The sequence below is a fragment of the Agromyces sp. NPDC058064 genome (genome assembly GCF_042885275.1).
Classification (GTDB): domain Bacteria; phylum Actinomycetota; class Actinomycetes; order Actinomycetales; family Microbacteriaceae; genus Agromyces.
The window spans coordinates 290,222-306,341 of the sequence record NZ_JBHVSE010000004.1 but is presented as its reverse complement, the minus strand read 5'-3'; the positions used below and the strand labels follow the sequence as shown (position 1 = coordinate 306,341).

The window sequence follows — 16,120 nt, the reverse complement described above, 5'->3', positions numbered from 1 at the left end:
CCGACTCGCACCGACCCTGCCGAATCTGCGGCGATCTCCGAAGACGCGGCGGGCGAGGCATCCCGGGATGGTTCGTTCGGCGCTCCGAAATGCTGTCAATCCGGGCGAATCCGCCCGCTCGGGGCCACCTCGACCGATAGCGTGAACGTCGGCCGTGACCGCGGCCGCGCACTGGCGCGGGTACCCGGCGGCCTCCCCATCCGCCGCTGCGCCCGCGACGCGGGAGGAGAGAGCACATGACCGACGAGCAGCCCCAGGGCACCCCCGCCGATCGCGACCGCTGGCGCCGCTACCTCGCCGCCGAGCGCGCCGAGGCCGCCGTCTACCGTGAGCTCGCCGCGCGCCGCGAGGGGGAGGAGCGCGACATCCTGCTCGCCCTCGCCGCGGCGGAGGGCCGGCACGAGGCCCACTGGCTGCGCCTGCTCGGCGGCGACGACCGCGGTGTGCCCCGCGCCGACCTCCGCACGCGCATGCTCGCCTCGCTCGCCCGCCGGTTCGGCTCGATCTTCGTGCTCGCCCTCGCCCAGCGCGCCGAAGCCCGCTCGCCGTACGCGAGCGACCCGCACGCGACCCCGGCGATGGCCGCCGACGAGCGCATCCACGGCGAGGTCGTGCGCGGGCTCGCCGCCCGCGGTCGTCGCAGCCTCGCGGGCACGTTCCGTGCGGCCGTGTTCGGCGCGAACGACGGCCTCGTCTCGAACCTCGCGCTCGTGCTCGGCATCGGTGCGACGGGTGTCGCCCCGGGCGTGGTGCTCTTCACCGGCATCGCCGGGCTCCTCGCCGGCGCACTGTCGATGGGGGCGGGCGAGTACGTGTCGGTGCGTTCGCAGCGGGAGCTGCTCGAGGCATCCGCCCCCGACCCGACCGCCCGCGAGGCGCTGCCGCACCTCGACGTCGACGCCAACGAGCTCGCGCTCGTCTACCGGGCGCGCGGCATGGAGGCGCAGGAGGCCGTCGAGCACGCCGCCCTCGTCGTCGCACGCGTGCAGGCGGCCGAGCAGGTGCACGCCCCGACCGATGCGCTCGCGGTGACCGAGCACGACGACGAGGCGGTCGGCACGGGCATGTCGGCGGCGATCTCGAGCTTCCTGTTCTTCGCCTCGGGTGCGCTCATCCCGGTGCTGCCCTACATCTTCGGCATGACGGGGCTCGCGGCGATCGTCACTGCCACCGTGCTCGTGAGCATCGCACTCCTGCTCACGGGGGCGACGGTGGGGCTGCTCTCGGGTGCGTCGCCGCTCAAGCGGGCGTTCCGCCAGCTCGCGATCGGCCTCGGCGCCGCGGCGGTCACCTACCTGCTGGGGCTCGCGTTCGGCACCACCCTCGCCTGACCCGGCCGGTGCAGCGAGGCCGGTTCGCCGTCGCCGGCGCCGGGCACCATGCCGGGCCGGTCGCCGGGCGGGCCGTAGCCCAGGGGAGAGGCGACGACGAGGAGGCTCGCGACGAGCGCGAGCAGCGTGCCGAGCGCGCAGAGTCGCACGACGATCGCCGTCGCGCGCGCCCCGAGGCGACGACGGGCGAGCCCGAGCAGGCCGACGCCGACGAGCGCGCCCGCGGCGTTCGCGATCACGTCGGTCGAGTCGGTGCTGCCGACGGCGAGCGCGTACTGCAGCACCTCGAGCACGGCGCTGGCCGTCGCGGCGACCGCTGTGACCCGCCACCAGCGCCATGCCGGCGCGAGCAGTCCGAGGTAGACCCCGAGCGGCACGAAGAACACGACGTTCGCGAGCACCTCGCGCGGTGCGCTCGCGCCGAACTCCGCCGTGTCGGCGAACGGCACGAGCTTGATCACCCGGCGCGGGCCCTCGCCGATCCACGGCGCCTCGAACTTCCAGAGCACGATCCAGACGAGCAGGGCGAGGTAGCCCGCGAACAGCGCGAGCACGAGCGTGCGGGTCGAGGGGCGCAGGTGGGATGCCTCGGCGGTGCGTGCGGCCGGACCGCGCGCAGTCGTCGTGGTCATCGCTGCATCCGCGGGTCTTCGGTGGGGTCGGCGTAGGGCACGGGGCATCCCTCGTCGACGGCCGCGGGGCGCAGCTCGAAGTGCCACGACTCGTTCGCGTAGGTCTGGCAGAGCCCGTACGCGGCGCCGTACTGCGAGAGCCAGTAGGTGGCGTCGAACGGGCCGAGGTCGATCGCGTCGCCCTGCACGTGCGGCGAGGTCTCCGCCGTCGCGACCCAGCGCGCGGCCTCCTCCGCCGAGCCGTACTCGGTGACGGCATCTCGCAGCAGTTCGTCCTGGTAGGCGGCCGACCGCCATCCGCTGTTGACGACGAAGATGATGCCTTCGTCGGCCTCGGCATCCGTCGCCGCCCGGCGCACGGCGTCGAGGAGGGCGGGGTCGAGGTTCGCGATCGCGGGCTCGTCGTCGTCGAACACGGTGACGCCGTCGCCGACCCGGCCGTCGCCGGCCATCAGGGCCTCGCCGTCGTGTCCTGCTCCGGGATCTGCTCCGGATCCCGGGAGCGGTCCGCCGCCCGTGCCCGGCGCCGCCGACGACGCACCGCCGAGCGAACCCACGATCGCCGTCGCGAGCAGCGTCGCCCCGATCACGATCGCGAGCACGATGAGCACGGCGAAGGGGTGGCCGCGACGGCCGGCGGCCGTGCGGGGTGCGGGGGTGGAGCGGCGCGCTACTGGCGCAGCGGGGCGGAGCATCGAGTTCATGCGCTCCAGCCAACGCGGGCGCGTGTTGCCGGGGCGTATGCGGATTCGCATACGCCGGCGATATGCGCCGCCTCGTACCATCGGAAGCGTGCGCGTGCTGATCGTCGAGGACGAACCACTCCTGGCCGGAGCCATCCGCGACGGCTTGCGGCTCGAGGCGATCGCCGCCGACATCGCCGGCGACGGCGACACCGCGCTCGAGCTGCTGAGCGTGAACTCCTACGATCTCGCGGTGCTCGACCGCGACATCCCCGGCCCGTCGGGCGACGAGGTCGCCCGGCGCATCGTCGCCTCCGGCAGCGGGATCCCCATCCTCATGCTCACCGCGGCCGATCGTCTCGACGACAAGGCCTCGGGATTCGAGCTCGGCGCCGACGACTACCTCACGAAGCCGTTCGCCCTGCGCGAGCTGGTGCTGCGCCTGCGGGCGCTCGACCGCCGACGTGCGCACAACCGGCCGCCGGTGCGCGAGCTCGCGGGCCTGCGGCTCGATGCGTTCCGGCGCGAGGTGCACCGCGACGGCCGCTACGTCGCCCTCACCCGCAAGCAGTTCGCCGTGCTCGAGGTGCTCGTCGCCGCGGAGGGCGGGGTCGTCAGCGCCGAGGAGCTGCTCGAGCGGGCGTGGGACGAGAATGCGGACCCGTTCACCAACGCCGTGCGCATCACCGTCTCGGCGCTGCGGAAGCGCCTCGGCGAGCCCTGGGCGATCGCCACGGTTCCGGGCGTCGGCTACCGCATCGACACCGGACCCGCCGTCGGCGATGATCTGGGCGACCGGGGCGACCGGGGCGACCGGTCGCCCGGCGAGCCGGACGACGGCAGGGCGCGACCGCATGGATAGGGCACCGGGCATCAGCGTGCGCCTCAAGCTCACCCTGAGCTACGCGGGATTCCTCATGGTCGCCGGAGCCCTGCTGCTCTCGGTCGTGTGGCTCTTCCTCCTCCGCTACGTGCCGGCCGAGGCGATCGCGACGCTCAGCGGATTCGTGCCGGGGCGCGACGACCTCATCCGCGCCTTCGTCCCCGCCGTCGCGTGGGCGCTGCTCTTCCTCCTCGTGCTCGGGCTCGCAGGCGGATGGTTCCTTGCCGGTCGGATGCTCGCACCGCTCCGCCGCATCACGAGGGCCACGCGCAGGGCGGCGACGGGCTCGCTCTCGCACCGCATCGAGCTGGAGGGCCGCCGCGACGAGTTCCGCGAGCTCGCCGACAGCTTCGACGCGATGCTCGCGCAGCTCGAGGCGCACCTCGACGAGCAGCGCCGATTCGCCGCGAACGCCTCGCACGAGTTGCGCACGCCGCTCGCGATCTCCCAGACGCTCCTCGAGGTCGCCCGCGACGACCCGCAGCACGACGCCGCGGCCCTCCTCGAGCGGCTGCAGGCGGTCAACACCCGCGCGATCGAGCTGACCGAGGCGCTGCTCCTGCTGAGCCGCGCCGACCAGCAGTCGTTCGCGCGGGAGCCCGTCGACCTCTCGCTGCTCGCCGAGCAGGCCGCCGAGACCCTGCTGCCGCTCGCCGAGCAGCGGGGCATCGCCCTCGACGCTGCCGGCGAGGTCGCCGTCGCCCATGGCTCGCCGGCGCTCCTGCTGCAGCTCACGACGAACCTCGTGCACAACGCGATCGTCCACAACCTGCCCGACGGCGGCACGGTGCTCGTCACGACCTCGTCGCGTCCGGGTGCGGCGGTGCTCATGGTCGAGAACACCGGCGACCCGCTGGACGCCGCGCTCGTCGGGACGCTCACCGAGCCGTTCCGGCGAGGCGGCGAACGACTCAGGAGCGATCGCGCCGGTGTCGGCCTGGGCCTCGCTATCGTGAAGAGCATCGTCCGCGCGCACGGCGGCACCCTCGACCTCGCGGCTCGCGACGGCGGAGGGCTCCGCGTCGTCGTGACCCTGCCGACCGCACCCTGACGCTCCCGCCGCCGGTGCGGCGCCCACGTTCTCGAGGAGAGCCATGACCCGCCCCGTCGCCCTCATCACCGGCGCAGGCCGCCGCAACACGATCGCCTGGGCGATCGCGAGCGGACTCGCCGCCGACGGCTGGGACATCGCGTTCAGCCACCTCGGCGACTACGACCGCCGGATGCCCCTCGGCGGCGACCCCGATCGCGACCCCGCCGCGCTCGAGGACGAACTGCGGTCGCTCAGCGCCCGTGCGGTCGCACTCGACGCCGACCTCGCCGACCCCGAGGTGCCCGCCCGACTCCTCGTGCGCGCGGCCGAGCTCGGTCCTGTGCGTGCGCTCGTGCTCTCGCATGCGCAGAGCGTCGACTCGGGCATCCTCGACACCTCGGTCGAGAGCTTCGACCGCCACGTCGCGGTGAACGCGCGCGCCGCGCTGCTGCTCGTGCAGGCGTTCGCCGCCCAGTTCGAAGGTGCTGACGGCGACACCGACGGCACCAACGGCACCGGCGACACCGACGGCACCGGCGGCGCGGTCGGCGGCCGCGGCGTCGATGGAGGACTCGGCGTCGGCGGGCGCATCGTCGCCCTCACGAGCGATCACGTGGTCGGCAACGTGCCCTACGGCGCCTCGAAGGGGGCGCTCGACCGGATCGTGATCGCCGCGGCCCGCGAGCTCGCACCGCTCGGCATCACGGCGAACCTCGTGAACCCGGGCCCGGTCGACACCGGCTGGATGGACGACGCGACCCGCGACGCGCTCACCGCCCAGCAGCCCACGGGGCGGCTCGGCACGCCCGAGGACGCGGCCAGGCTGGTGCGCTTCCTCGTCTCCGAGGAGGCGCGCTGGGTGACCGGCCAGCTCATGCACAGCGACGGCGGCTTCTCGGTCTGAGCCGCGGGCCCGCGTCGCGGCTCAGGCGGGCGTCGTGACGAAGTCGATGAGCTCCTCGACTCGTCCGAGCAGGGCCGGCTCGAGATCGCCGTAGCCGCGCACCTGCCCGAGGATGCGCTGCCAGGCCCGCGCGATGTCGGCCTGGTCCTCGTGCGGCCATCCGAAGGCCTCGCAGATGCCGTGCTTCCATTCGGTGCCGCGGGGAATCGTCGGCCACTCGGCCTTGCCGATGCGGGCGGGCTTCACGGCCTGCCAGACGTCGATGTACGGATGCCCCACCACGAGCACGTGCGCGCCGTGCGGGCCGCGCGCCACGGCGTCGGCGATGCGCTGCTCCTTCGAGCCGGGCACGAGGTGGTCGACGAGCACGCCGACCCGGCGCCCGGCCCCCGGACGGAACTCGGCCAGCGTCTCGGGCAGCACGTCGACGCCCTCGAGGTACTCGACGACGACGCCCTCGACGCGGAGGTCGGCACCCCAGATCTTCTCGACGAGCTCGGCGTCGTGGCGACCCTCGACGAAGATGCGGCTGGGCAGCGCGACCCGCGCGGGAGCGGCCTCGGCGACGAACGAGCCCGAGGCGGTGCGCAGCCGTCCCGTCGGCGCCTTCGGCTTGGGCGCGACGAGCTGCACGGCACGGCCGTCGACGAGGAAGCCGTGGCCGAGCGGGAACATCCGGTGCTTGCCGAAGCGATCCTCGAGCGTGACGGTGCCCTTCGCCACGCCGACCACGGCGCCGCAGAAGCCCGACTCGGCGAGTTCGACGACGAGCTCGGGCTCGGCCTCGACCGTGGGGATCACCGTGCGGCCGCGGGCGCGCCAGTCGCCCGAGAGCACGTCGGCGCCGTAGCGGTCGGTCGGGTCGTGGTCGAAGGGAGGCGTTGCGGGCACCGGTCGAGGCTATCGGAGGCCATCGAGCGGGTGGCAGCGACACGGCGAGCGGCGACGGCGTCGTCCGGGGAGATCGCGGTCGGCGACGTGTCGGCACCGCTCGAGGGGTGATCGTCTCAGTCCTCGCCTCGCCTCGCGGCCCCCGCACGGTGCCGGAGGGCGAGCGTCCAGAGCGCACCCGAGCCGGCGATCGCCGCTCCGACCCCGAACGCCCACGGGATCCCCGCGGCGTCGGCGACCATGCCGAGCACGATCGGCCCGATTCCCAGCCCGAGATCGATCGCCGCGCTCGCGGTACCCGAGGCCACGCCGCGCTGCGACGGCGAGGCCGTCGCGAAGATCGCGGCGAAGAACGCGGGGGTGCTGAAGGCCACGCCGACCGCGGTGACTCCCGCACCGATGACGAGCCCGGTGGGTGACCACCACGTCGCGGCGATCCCGAGGCCGACGCCGATCGTCACGAGCGCCGCCGCGCCGAGGGCGAGCGGCGGCAGCCGATCGGGCACCTTGGCGAAGGCGATGCGGCAGACGACGACGACACCCCCGTACACGAACAGCGCGAGGCTCGCGTTCTCCAGACCGACCCGCATCGAGTGGAGTGAGGCGAAGGCGAGGAAGCCGCCCATCGCCACGAGCGAGGTGATGAAGCCGAGCGTGATCGGCAGTGCCGGCCGGTGGATGAATCGGTGATCCGCCGGGGCGGCCGGGGTCGTCGCCCGCGTCTCGCCGACGAGGAACGTGAGTCCGGCCGACAGCACGGCGAGCGCCGCGGCACCCGCCCAGGCGAGCGGATACCCACCGCCGCCGACGAGAGCTTCACCGATCGGAGGGCCGAGCGCGATGCCGAGGTAGAGTCCGAGCGAGTTGTACGACAGGGCCTCGCCGAGACGGTCCTCAGGGGCGAGATCCGCGAGGGCGGCGAACCCCGCGACGAAGAACGCGGCCTCCCCGACGCCCGCGAACAGCCGCAGCGCGATCACGGAGGCGAGGTCGTCGGCCAGGGCGAGGAGGCCCAGGCTCGCGGCGGCGATCACTGCGCCGCCGAGGAGGAGCGGGAATCGGCCGATCGTGTCGGCGAGGCGACCCGCGAGCGGGCGGAGCACGAGTGCTGACAGTGCGAACACACCGAATGCCGAGCCGGCCCACGCCTCATCACCGCCGATCGGACCGGTCACGTACAGCGGAAGGGCGAAGATGGCGACGCCCGCGGCGGTGAAGTAGCAGAGCTCCGCGATCCCGAGTGCGAGGAATGCGCGCGTGAACAGCCGCGGGGCGGACGATCGGCGAGTGGCCCGCCGCCCCGGGTCCGACGACTGCGGATCGCGGCCCTCCACGATGTCAGGGTATGCCGGTCGGCTCGGCGACGCTCACCGGAAGTCGCGCGATCGCGCGGGCGCCGCGACGGTGAGCGACTCGAAGCGGTCGACGACGAGGTTCGTCACCCCCTCCTTCGACCGCTCGAGGATGCCGCGCACCACCATCGCGGGCGCCTCGCGGGCGATGCGCCGGTACCGGTTCCAGACGCCGACCCCGGCGATCACGTTGAGGGTGCCCGACTCGTCTTCGAGGTTGAGGAAGGTGATGCCCGAGGCGGTCGCGGGGCGCTGCCGATGCGTCACGACCCCGCCGACCTCGACCCTCCGACCCGACTCGACGTCGCGAAGACGATCGATGCGGATCGCCCCGCGCTCGTCGAGTCGCTCGCGGATGTGCCGGATCGGATGGTCGTCGGGGGAGATGCCGGTCGACCAGAGGTCGTAGACGACCTGCTCGGCGGGCGAGAGCATCGGCAGGAGCGGCGGCTGCACCACGACGACCGAGCCCGGCAGGAACTCCGCGCGATCCTGCGCCGCCTCGCCCGCGAGCCAGAGCGCCTCGCGTCGGGCGAGCCCGAAGCCGTCGAAGGCGCCGGCCGCGGCGAGCGCCTCGAGCTGCTCGGTGTCGAGCCCGGCCCGCCGCGAGACATCCGCCATGTCGCGGTAGGGCCCGTCGGCCTCGCGCTCGTCGACGATGCGCTGCGCCACCTGCTCGCCGATCGCCTGCACGTCGGCGAGGCCGAGCCGCACGGCGAAGGCGGCATCGCGCCGGTGCTCGGCCGAGCGGTCGGGCGCCGAGCGGTCGAAGTCGCCGATCGGCGGCTGCTCGGCGTCGGTGCACGCGCAGAGGCCGCTCGGCTCGCGGCGACGGTCGTCGGGCGACCACGCGGCATCCGCGCCGCCGTCGGCACCGAGCACCTCGAGCCCGGCGTGCGCACCCGAGCGCAGCACGTCGGGGCGGAGCACCCGCACCCCGTGGCGCCGTGCGTCGGCGGTGAGGGTCTGCGGCGAGTAGAACCCCATCGGCTGCGCGCGCAGCAGTGCGGCGAGGAACGCGGCGGGGTAGTGGAGCTTCAGCCACGAGCTCGTGTAGACGAGCAGCGCGAAGGCGAGGGCGTGGCTCTCGGCGAAGCCGAAGTTCGCGAAGGCCTCGATCTTCTCGTAGATCGCCATCGCGTCGTCGTCCGAGAGCCCGTTGGCCGCCATGCCCTCGAAGAGCTTCGCGCGCAGCTTCGAGATCTTCTCGACCCCGCGCTTCGAACCCATCGCCCGGCGCAGCAGGTCGGCGTCGGCCGCGGTGCACCCGCCGACCGCGACCGCCATCTGCATGAGCTGCTCCTGGAAGAGCGGCACGCCGAGGGTGCGTTCGAGAACCGGCTTCAGATTCGGATGCAGGTAGCTGACGGCCTCTTCGCCGGTGCGGCGGCGGATGTACGGGTGCACCGCGCCGCCCTGCACCGGGCCGGGCCTGATGAGCGCGATCTCGACGACGAGGTCGTAGTAGCGGCGCGGCTTCAGCCGGGGGAGCGTGCCCATCTGCGCCCGGCTCTCGACCTGGAACACGCCGATCGAGTCGGCACGGCAGAGCATGTCGTATACGGCGGCCTCTTCTTTGGGAATCGACTGCAGCTCCCACACCTCGCCCGTGTGCTCGCGCACGAGGTCGAAGGTGTATTGCAGTGCGGCGAGCATGCCGAGCCCGAGCAGGTCGAACTTCACGAGCCCCATCCAGGCGCAGTCGTCTTTGTCCCATTGGAGGACCGTGCGGTTCGGCATGCGGGCGTGCTCGATGGGGCAGACCTCGCCCACCGGCCGGTCGGTGAGCACCATGCCGCCCGAGTGGATGCCGAGGTGCCGCGGGAAGCCGAGCACCTGCTCGGCGAGCGCGATCACGGGCGCGGGGATGTCGTGGTCGTCGGTCTCGACGACGGCGCCCCAGCGCTCGACCTGGCGCGACCACGCGTCCTGCTGGCCGGTGCCGTAGCCGAGCGCCTTCGCCATGTCGCGCACCGCGACCTTCGGCCGGTAGCTGATCACGTTCGCCACCTGCGCGGCGTTCTGCCTGCCGTACTTCGCGTAGACGTACTGGATGATCTCCTCGCGGCGGTCGGAGTCGAAGTCGACGTCGATGTCGGGCTCCTCGTCGCGCAGCGCCGAGAGGAAGCGCTCGAAGGGCAGGCCGAACTTGATCGAGTCGACGGCGGTGATGCGCAGCGCGTAGCAGACGGCCGAGTTCGCGGCCGAGCCGCGCCCCTGGCAGAGGATGCCCCGTCGCCGTGCCTCGCTCACGAGGTCGTGCACGATCAGGAAGTAGCCGGGGAAGTCCTTCTGCTCGATCACCGCGAGCTCGTGCTCGAGCCGCGCGTGCACGTGCTCGGGCACCCCGGGGTAGAGCTCGGCGGCGCCCCGCCCGACGAGCTCGCGCAGCCAGCTCATCGGGGTGTGCCCCTCGGGCACCTCTTGCCGGGGCAGCCGCGGGCGGGCGCTGCGCAGCGTGAAGCCGAGCTCCTCGGCGAGCACCACCGAGTGCTCGACCGCGCCGGGGTAGCGGGCGAAGCGGGCCGCCATCTCGGCGCCGCTGCGCAGGTGCATGCCGTCGGAGGCCGGCAGCCAGCCGTCGAGCTCGTCGAGGCTGCGCCGGGCGCGCACCGCGGCGAGGGCGTTCGCGAGTCGGTGCTCGGGCGGGGTCGCGTAGTGCACGGCGTTCGTCGCGAGGAGGGGCAGGCCAGCCCGTTCGGCGAGGCCCGCGAGCACGTCGTTCGCGCGCTGGTCGGCCGGAGACCCGTGATCGAAGAGCTCGACCACCACCTGCTCGCGCCCGAAGAGCGCGACCAGGCGGTCGAGCTCGCGCCACGCCGCGTCGGCGCCGCCGTCGGCGAGGGCGCGGCGCACCGCGCCCTTGCGGCAGCCGGTGGGGATGACCCATTCGCCGCCCGCGTGCTCGGCGAGCGCCTCGAGCCCGTAGACGGGACGGCCCTTCTCGCCGCCCGCGAGCTGCCCGGCGGTGATCGCCGAGGCGAGCCGGTGGTAGCCCTCCTCTCGCCGGGCGAGCACGAGCAGGTGCTCGCCCTCGGGGTCGGCCGCACCCATCTGCGGGGCGCTGAGCCCGAGCGAGAGCTCGGCGCCGAAGACGGTGGCGAGCTCGGGGAAGCTCTCGGCGGCCTCGGCGAAGCGCACGATGCCGTAGAAGCCGTCGTGATCGGTGATCGCCATGCCCGAAAGCCCGAGGCGATGCGCCTCCTCGACGAGCTGCTCGGGCGCCGAGGCGCCGTCGAGGAAGCTGTAGTTGGAGTGCGCGTGCAGCTCGGCGTAGGGCACCACGGGCCCGACGGGTGCCGTGAGTCCCTCGCTCGGTCGGTACGGCTGGCGCTTGCGGCTGAACGCCGGGCCGTCGCCGCCGTCGGCGATGAGCTTCGACGCGCCCGGGTTCGGGCGGCGCCGGTCGGAGAGCGTGCGCTCGAGCTCGGACCAGGGGATCTCGGGGTTGTTCCAGCCCATCAGTCGTACCTCGCCTCGGCCCACCAGCCCTCGTCGTCGCGCACGAGCAGCCATGCGCAGCCGTCGTGGTCGACGAGCTGGAAGCGGTGGACGCGACGGGCGCGCTCGGCGTCCCACCAGCGTTCGACGACGGGCCACGGCCCGGCCCACGCCCGCACCTGCGCTGGGGCGCCGCGGCCGACCGCGAAGCGCTCGGGCGGTGCCGAGATCGCACCGCGGTCGTCGATCGCGACGGGGGCGCCCGCCGCGTCGAGCAGGGCGACCGGATGCCGCTCGCGGAACACGCTCGCCGGTGCGAGTGCGGGCAGGCTGCCGGGCCACGGCGCCTCACGGCGCTCGGGCGGGCGATCGCCCCACGGCACGAGCACCTGGCGGTCGGCGAGCATCCGGCCGCCGCCGACCGCCGCCGTCACCACCCCCTCGTGCCCGAGCATGCTCTGCACCCGGGTCAGCGCGTGGTGCACGCGCTCGTCGGGGCCCTGGCCCCAGAGCCCCGTCTCGTGGTTCGCGGTGCCGTCGACCCGCTCGGGGATCACCCGCAGCTTCGTGATCGGCGAGGCGAGCCCGGTGTCGGCGGTACCGGCGCCCTGCAGCTGCCAGCGCACCCGGTCGACCACGTCGGCGGGGGTGAACCAGCGCGGGTGCAGCCAGCTGCGGGCGGAGTGCCCGCCGCGCTCGTCGTCGAGCTCGACCCTGATCGCCGTGCACACGAGCCGTGCCGCCCGCATGCGGTCGACGAACTGCTCGGCCGGCACGCGGAACGCGAAGGCGAGCTGGTCGATGCGGTCGAGCGGCGGCTCGAACTCGGCCGTCGTCTCGAACTCGGGCGGCGGGGTTCGCGCCGCGACCCCGGTCGCCTCGCGCCCGGCGGCCCGATCATGGCCGAACGCCCCGGCCGCGCCGAAACGCCGGCGCACGTCGGCCTGCGGCAGCGCCGCGAACTCGCCGAGGGTGCGCACGCCGAGCCGGTTGAGCAGCGTGCGGGTGCGTTCGTCGACGACGAGGCCCACGGGCAGAGGTGCGAGGAACGCGGCCGAGCCGCCCGCCGCCACGATGCCCACGGGTGAGGAGCGCACGGCCCGTGCCGCCTGCTCGGCGGCGAAGGGACCGTCGGCGATGCCGACCCTGGCGCCCTCGACCCCGAGGCGCTCGACGGTCTCGAGGAGCGCCTGCGCCGCGGCATCCTCACTGCCGTAGTACCTCGCCGGCCCGCGCGCCCGCATCGCGAGCGTGCCCGGCCGCACGATCTGCACCCCGGGCACGGTCTGCTCGACCTGCCGCACCACCGGCTCGAAGGCGCGCACGTCGAGCACCGGGTCGTAGGGCAGCACCGTGATCGCGGGGGAGCGGTACTGCGCCTCGCGCAGCCGCAGCCCCCGCACGACCCCGTCGCGACGTGCGGCCGACGAGCACGAGTGCACCGCACCGCCCTCGGTCAGCGCGAGCGGCGCCCCGGGGTCGAGCCCCGCCTCGCGGGCGGCCGCGAAGACCGGCCAGTCGGGGCACCAGAGCACGATCGCCCGGGCAGGGGAGACGGCGGTCATGCCGGCCTCCGGAAGTCGGGGTGGAGCACGGGGGCGAGCCTCGGGCCCACGACGCCCGGGCCGGCATCGGCCGCCGCGTCGGCGGCCACCGCGAACCCGAGCGCCCGGTCGGGCAGGCGAAGCCTCGAGCGTCGCCGCTTCGCGAACCCGCCCCGGCCGGCCGCGCTCACGACGACCTCGCGCTCGTCGAGCAGGCCGTGCCCCAGTTCGAGGCCGTGCCACTCGCTCGCCTCGACGCCGAGACTCGCATCGGCGCCGGGCCAGGCGCCTGCGGCGATGAGCGTGGCCCCGCGCTCGCGCAGGCGGGCCGAGAGGCGCGACGCCTCGGCGGGGCTGACCCGCTCGGCCGGCCGGACGGCGACGACGGGGATGACGTCGGCCAGGGCCGCCACCACCGCGAGCCACTGCCGGCCGGGCTCGGGTACGAGCACGAGCCGGTCGAGCTCGATGCCGAACCGGTCGGCCGCCTCGACGCCGAACTCGGGCATGCCGACGACGGCCACCCAGCGCCCGCTCGCCGAGGGCGCCGCGAGCAGGGCCATCACGAGGGTCGTCGACCCCTGCGCCTCGACGACGGTGCCCTCACGGAGGCTGCCGCCCGGCAGGAGCCCCGCGAAGGCCGGGTGGGTGGGCACCGCACGGGTCTCGAGCCGGGTCGACTGCATGCCGTGGATGCGCGCCTGCAGCTCGTCGACGCGCTCGAGGCGAGCGGTCGAGGAGGGGAGCGGAGCAGCCGGTGTCACCACTTCAGTTTCGAACAAATGTTCGAAGGTGGCAAGTCGGATGCACCGTCCGTCCACCCGGTTCGGATGTCGGCGGGGCGGGGTAGCCTGACCCCATGTGCGGACGCTTCGTCATCTCCGATACCGCCCCCGACCTGGTCGAGCTCTTCGACGTCGACACGGTCGGCGAGGGGCTGCCCGAGCCGAGCTGGAACGTGCGGCCGACCGAGCAGATCCCCGTCGTCATCGAGTCGAACAAGGAGGGGCCGGTGGTGCGGCGCCTCGAGTCGGCCCGCTGGTCGCTCGTGCCCTCGTTCTCGAAAGAGCTGAAGCTGAAGTACCCCACCTTCAACGCGCGATCCGAGGGGGTCGCGACCTCCTCGGCGTTCCGGGCCTCGCTGCAGGGCAAGCGTGCGCTCATCCCCGCCGACGGCTACTACGAGTGGCACACCGTCGGCAAGCGCAAGACGCCGTACTTCATCCACGCAGAGGAGGGGCCCATCGCCTTCGCGGGGCTCTACTCGTGGTGGCGCGACCGCTCGAAGGCCGACGACGACCCCGACCGCTGGGTGCTCACCGCGACGATCATGACCGCCGACGCGACGGGCGGGCTCGCCGACATCCACGACCGCATCCCGGTCATGCTGCCGCCCGAGTTCTGGTCGACCTGGCTCGACCCCGAGACGAAGGGCGACCAGTCGCTCGTCGACCAGGCCGTCGCCGCCTCGCGGCCGATGGTGCCCGAGCTGCGGTTCCACGAGGTCGCCCCGCTCGGCGACAACGGCCCCGAGCTCATCGTGCCGGTCGAGCCGAGCGAGGAGCTCTGACCGTCGCCCGCGAGAGGGCGGGGCGGAGCCCGGAGGACGCACCCCTGAAACCACGGGCGGAGCCCGGAGGACGCACCCCTGAAACGCGAGAAGGCCGGATCAGCATCTGATCCGGCCTTCTCGACACAAGCGTGCGCGAGGGGGGACTTGAACCCCCACGCCCGTTAGGGCACTAGCACCTCAAGCTAGCGCGTCTGCCATTTCCGCCACCCGCGCTTGTGTCTTCCGCTGATCTCTCAGCGGCCGTAGAAGAGATTAGCACGGTTCCGAGGGGGTGTTTGACCAAACGGCGTGCTGCGGTGCCCGTCAACGGTGAAACCCCGGATCGCGCCGGAGAAAACAGGTTTCCGGTGCCCCCGGCGACTGTCGCGGAGGCCCGGATCGCCGGTCGGGCGGGACCGGCAGGGTCGCCGCGGGTCGCCCGCGAGCCACGACGGAGGAGCACCCAGTACCGTTGACGCATGGCCGAGGCATCCGCGACCCCAGAGACGAACGCAGCGACCGACGCGGCGGCGACGCCGCCGGTGCTCGACGAGACGGCCGTGATCGCCCGCGACCTCATCCGCTTCGACACCTCGAACTACGGTTCGGGCCGCGCGAACGGCGAACGCGAGGCCGCCGAGTACGTCGAGGCCAGGCTCGCCGCCCTCGGGCTGACGCCGCAGCTGTTCGAGCCCGAACCCCGGCGCACGAGCGTCGTCGCACGCGTGCCGGGCCGCAACCCCGAGAAGCCGGCGCTCGTCGTGCACGGCCACCTCGACGTCGTGCCCGCCGACGCGCGCAACTGGAGCGTCGACCCCTTCGCGGGCGAGATCCGCGACGGGCTGCTCTGGGGCCGCGGCGCCGTCGACATGAAGGACATGGACGCGATGATGCTCGCCGCGCTCGGCGACATCCTCGGTTCGGGGCGACTGCCCGAGCGCGAGCTCGTGTTCGCCTTCTTCGCCGACGAGGAGGCGGGCGGCGGAGCCGGCTCGAGCTGGCTCGTCGACCACCACCCCGAGCTCTTCGCCGGGGCGACCGAGGCCATCAGCGAGGTCGGCGGCTACTCGATCACGGTCGGCGGGCGCCGCGCGTACCTGCTGCAGACGGGGGAGAAGTCGCTGCTCTGGATCAAGCTCGTCGCCCGAGGCGTCGCGGCCCACGGCTCGCGCCGCATCCGCGACAACGCGATCACGCGCCTCGCCGAGGCGGTCGCCGTGCTCGGCCGGACCGACTGGCCGATCCGGCTCACCGACACGACGCGGGAGCTCCTCGGCGAGATCGCGGGCGTGCTCGGCGTCGACCCCGAACAGGTCTCGCCCGACGAGCTCGCGCTCGCGACGGGCTCGGCGTCGGGATTCATCACGGCGACGCTGCGCACCACCTCCAACCCGACGCTGCTCGAGGCCGGCTACAAGCACAACGTCATCCCCGACCGCGCCGAGGCGCTCATCGACATCCGCACGCTCCCGGGCGAGGAGGAGGCGGTACTCGCCGAGGTGCAGGCGCTCGTCGGCGACGACATCGAGATCGAGATCCTGCATCGCGACGTGGGGCTCGAGAGCCCGACCTCCGGCAGCCTCGTCGACGCGGTGAAGCGCTCACTCGGGGCGCACGACCCGGGGGCGCCGGTCTTCCCCTACCTGCTGTCGGGAGGCACCGACAACAAGGCGCTCAGCCGGCTCGACATCGCCGGCTACGGCTTCGCGCCGCTCCGCCTGCCCGAAGGCTTGGACTTCCCTGCGATGTTCCACGGCGTTGACGAGCGGGTGCCGCTCGACGCACTAGTCTTCGGGAGGCAGGTCCTCCGCGACCTGCTCCTCGAGTACTGACCGGCCGCTCGACGGTCGAAGCGGAGATCCGCCGCGCGCGGA

General features: G+C 73.7%; 13 protein-coding genes and 1 tRNA gene. 6 read left to right on the top strand and 8 right to left on the bottom strand.

Annotated features, from left to right (window positions below; translation table 11 throughout):
* Positions 1-236 precede the first annotated feature (236 nt).
* The gene (locus ACFVSL_RS15355; protein ID WP_386941833.1) at positions 237-1,331 is read left to right on the top strand and encodes a VIT1/CCC1 transporter family protein; all 1,095 of its coding nucleotides are present in this window, start codon (positions 237-239) and stop codon (positions 1,329-1,331) included.
* On the opposite strand, the gene ACFVSL_RS15350 is transcribed toward ACFVSL_RS15355, so the two are convergent.
* Both ACFVSL_RS15350 and ACFVSL_RS15345 read right to left on the bottom strand, forming a co-directional pair.
* On the bottom strand, positions 1,292-1,963 hold the full coding sequence (locus ACFVSL_RS15350; RefSeq protein WP_386941832.1) for a VanZ family protein: 672 nt from the start codon (positions 1,961-1,963) through the stop codon (positions 1,292-1,294). The genes ACFVSL_RS15355 and ACFVSL_RS15350 overlap by 40 nt on opposite strands.
* The gene (locus ACFVSL_RS15345; RefSeq protein WP_386941831.1) at positions 1,960-2,667 is read right to left on the bottom strand and encodes a M15 family metallopeptidase; all 708 of its coding nucleotides are present in this window, start codon (positions 2,665-2,667) and stop codon (positions 1,960-1,962) included. The genes ACFVSL_RS15350 and ACFVSL_RS15345 overlap by 4 nt, the downstream gene beginning before the upstream one ends.
* A gap of 88 nt (positions 2,668-2,755) precedes the next feature.
* Between ACFVSL_RS15345 and ACFVSL_RS15340 the strand changes: the two genes are divergently transcribed.
* From ACFVSL_RS15340 to ACFVSL_RS15330, 3 genes are read left to right on the top strand one after another with little or no spacing between them, the layout of a single operon-like run.
* Positions 2,756-3,508 carry a response regulator transcription factor gene (locus ACFVSL_RS15340; RefSeq protein ID WP_386941830.1) on the top strand — a complete coding sequence of 251 codons (753 nt, stop codon included), beginning with the start codon at positions 2,756-2,758 and terminating at the stop codon, positions 3,506-3,508.
* Positions 3,501-4,580 carry a sensor histidine kinase gene (locus tag ACFVSL_RS15335; protein WP_386941829.1) on the top strand — a complete coding sequence of 360 codons (1,080 nt, stop codon included), beginning with the start codon at positions 3,501-3,503 and terminating at the stop codon, positions 4,578-4,580. Before ACFVSL_RS15340 ends, ACFVSL_RS15335 begins: the two co-directional genes overlap by 8 nt.
* Positions 4,581-4,623: 43 nt before the next feature.
* Positions 4,624-5,466: an SDR family oxidoreductase gene (locus tag ACFVSL_RS15330; protein ID WP_386941828.1), complete on the top strand. Its 843-nt coding sequence runs from the start codon at positions 4,624-4,626 to the stop codon at positions 5,464-5,466.
* Positions 5,467-5,487: 21 nt separating this feature from the next.
* Here ACFVSL_RS15330 and ACFVSL_RS15325 read toward each other — a convergent pair whose 3' ends face one another.
* From ACFVSL_RS15325 to ACFVSL_RS15305, 5 genes are all read right to left on the bottom strand, one after another.
* A complete protein-coding gene (locus ACFVSL_RS15325) occupies positions 5,488-6,357 on the bottom strand; it encodes a DUF3097 domain-containing protein (RefSeq protein ID WP_386941827.1) in 870 nt (289 codons plus the stop codon).
* 116 nt (positions 6,358-6,473) lie between these two features.
* Positions 6,474-7,691 (bottom strand): MFS transporter, encoded by a 1,218-nt coding sequence (locus ACFVSL_RS15320; protein ID WP_386941826.1) that lies wholly within the window; start codon positions 7,689-7,691, stop codon positions 6,474-6,476.
* A 33-nt stretch (positions 7,692-7,724) separates the two neighbouring features.
* Positions 7,725-11,171: an error-prone DNA polymerase gene (locus ACFVSL_RS15315; RefSeq protein ID WP_386941825.1), complete on the bottom strand. Its 3,447-nt coding sequence runs from the start codon at positions 11,169-11,171 to the stop codon at positions 7,725-7,727.
* Positions 11,171-12,715, bottom strand: coding sequence for a DNA polymerase Y family protein (locus ACFVSL_RS15310; RefSeq protein ID WP_386941824.1), 1,545 nt, complete (start codon positions 12,713-12,715; stop codon positions 11,171-11,173). The genes ACFVSL_RS15315 and ACFVSL_RS15310 overlap by 1 nt, the downstream gene beginning before the upstream one ends.
* Positions 12,712-13,458, bottom strand: coding sequence for a hypothetical protein (locus ACFVSL_RS15305; RefSeq protein ID WP_386941823.1), 747 nt, complete (start codon positions 13,456-13,458; stop codon positions 12,712-12,714). Before ACFVSL_RS15305 ends, ACFVSL_RS15310 begins: the two co-directional genes overlap by 4 nt.
* A gap of 95 nt (positions 13,459-13,553) precedes the next feature.
* Here ACFVSL_RS15305 and ACFVSL_RS15300 point away from each other — a divergent pair, with 95 nt between their 5' ends.
* The gene (locus tag ACFVSL_RS15300; RefSeq protein WP_386941822.1) at positions 13,554-14,264 is read left to right on the top strand and encodes an SOS response-associated peptidase; all 711 of its coding nucleotides are present in this window, start codon (positions 13,554-13,556) and stop codon (positions 14,262-14,264) included.
* Positions 14,265-14,396: 132 nt separating this feature from the next.
* Here ACFVSL_RS15300 and ACFVSL_RS15295 read toward each other — a convergent pair.
* Positions 14,397-14,480: transfer RNA gene (locus ACFVSL_RS15295), tRNA-Leu, on the bottom strand.
* Between the two features lie 245 nt (positions 14,481-14,725).
* Here ACFVSL_RS15295 and ACFVSL_RS15290 point away from each other — a divergent pair.
* Positions 14,726-16,078: a M20/M25/M40 family metallo-hydrolase gene (locus ACFVSL_RS15290; RefSeq protein WP_386941821.1), complete on the top strand. Its 1,353-nt coding sequence runs from the start codon at positions 14,726-14,728 to the stop codon at positions 16,076-16,078.
* The last annotated feature ends 42 nt before the right edge of the window (positions 16,079-16,120 follow it).

What these genes read in the sequence shown, in the direction of transcription:
- ACFVSL_RS15355 (WP_386941833.1), top strand. Translation starts at nt 237, where the DNA reads ATGACCGACGAGCAGCCCCAGGGCACCCCCGCCGATCGCGACCGCTGG.
- ACFVSL_RS15350 (WP_386941832.1), bottom strand. Translation starts at nt 1,963, where the DNA reads ATGACCACGACGACTGCGCGCGGTCCGGCCGCACGCACCGCCGAGGCA.
- ACFVSL_RS15345 (WP_386941831.1), bottom strand. Translation starts at nt 2,667, where the DNA reads ATGAACTCGATGCTCCGCCCCGCTGCGCCAGTAGCGCGCCGCTCCACC.
- ACFVSL_RS15335 (WP_386941829.1), top strand. Translation starts at nt 3,501, where the DNA reads ATGGATAGGGCACCGGGCATCAGCGTGCGCCTCAAGCTCACCCTGAGC.
- ACFVSL_RS15330 (WP_386941828.1), top strand. Translation starts at nt 4,624, where the DNA reads ATGACCCGCCCCGTCGCCCTCATCACCGGCGCAGGCCGCCGCAACACG.
- ACFVSL_RS15315 (WP_386941825.1), bottom strand. Translation starts at nt 11,171, where the DNA reads ATGGGCTGGAACAACCCCGAGATCCCCTGGTCCGAGCTCGAGCGCACG.
- ACFVSL_RS15310 (WP_386941824.1), bottom strand. Translation starts at nt 12,715, where the DNA reads ATGACCGCCGTCTCCCCTGCCCGGGCGATCGTGCTCTGGTGCCCCGAC.
- ACFVSL_RS15300 (WP_386941822.1), top strand. Translation starts at nt 13,554, where the DNA reads ATGTGCGGACGCTTCGTCATCTCCGATACCGCCCCCGACCTGGTCGAG.
- ACFVSL_RS15290 (WP_386941821.1), top strand. Translation starts at nt 14,726, where the DNA reads ATGGCCGAGGCATCCGCGACCCCAGAGACGAACGCAGCGACCGACGCG.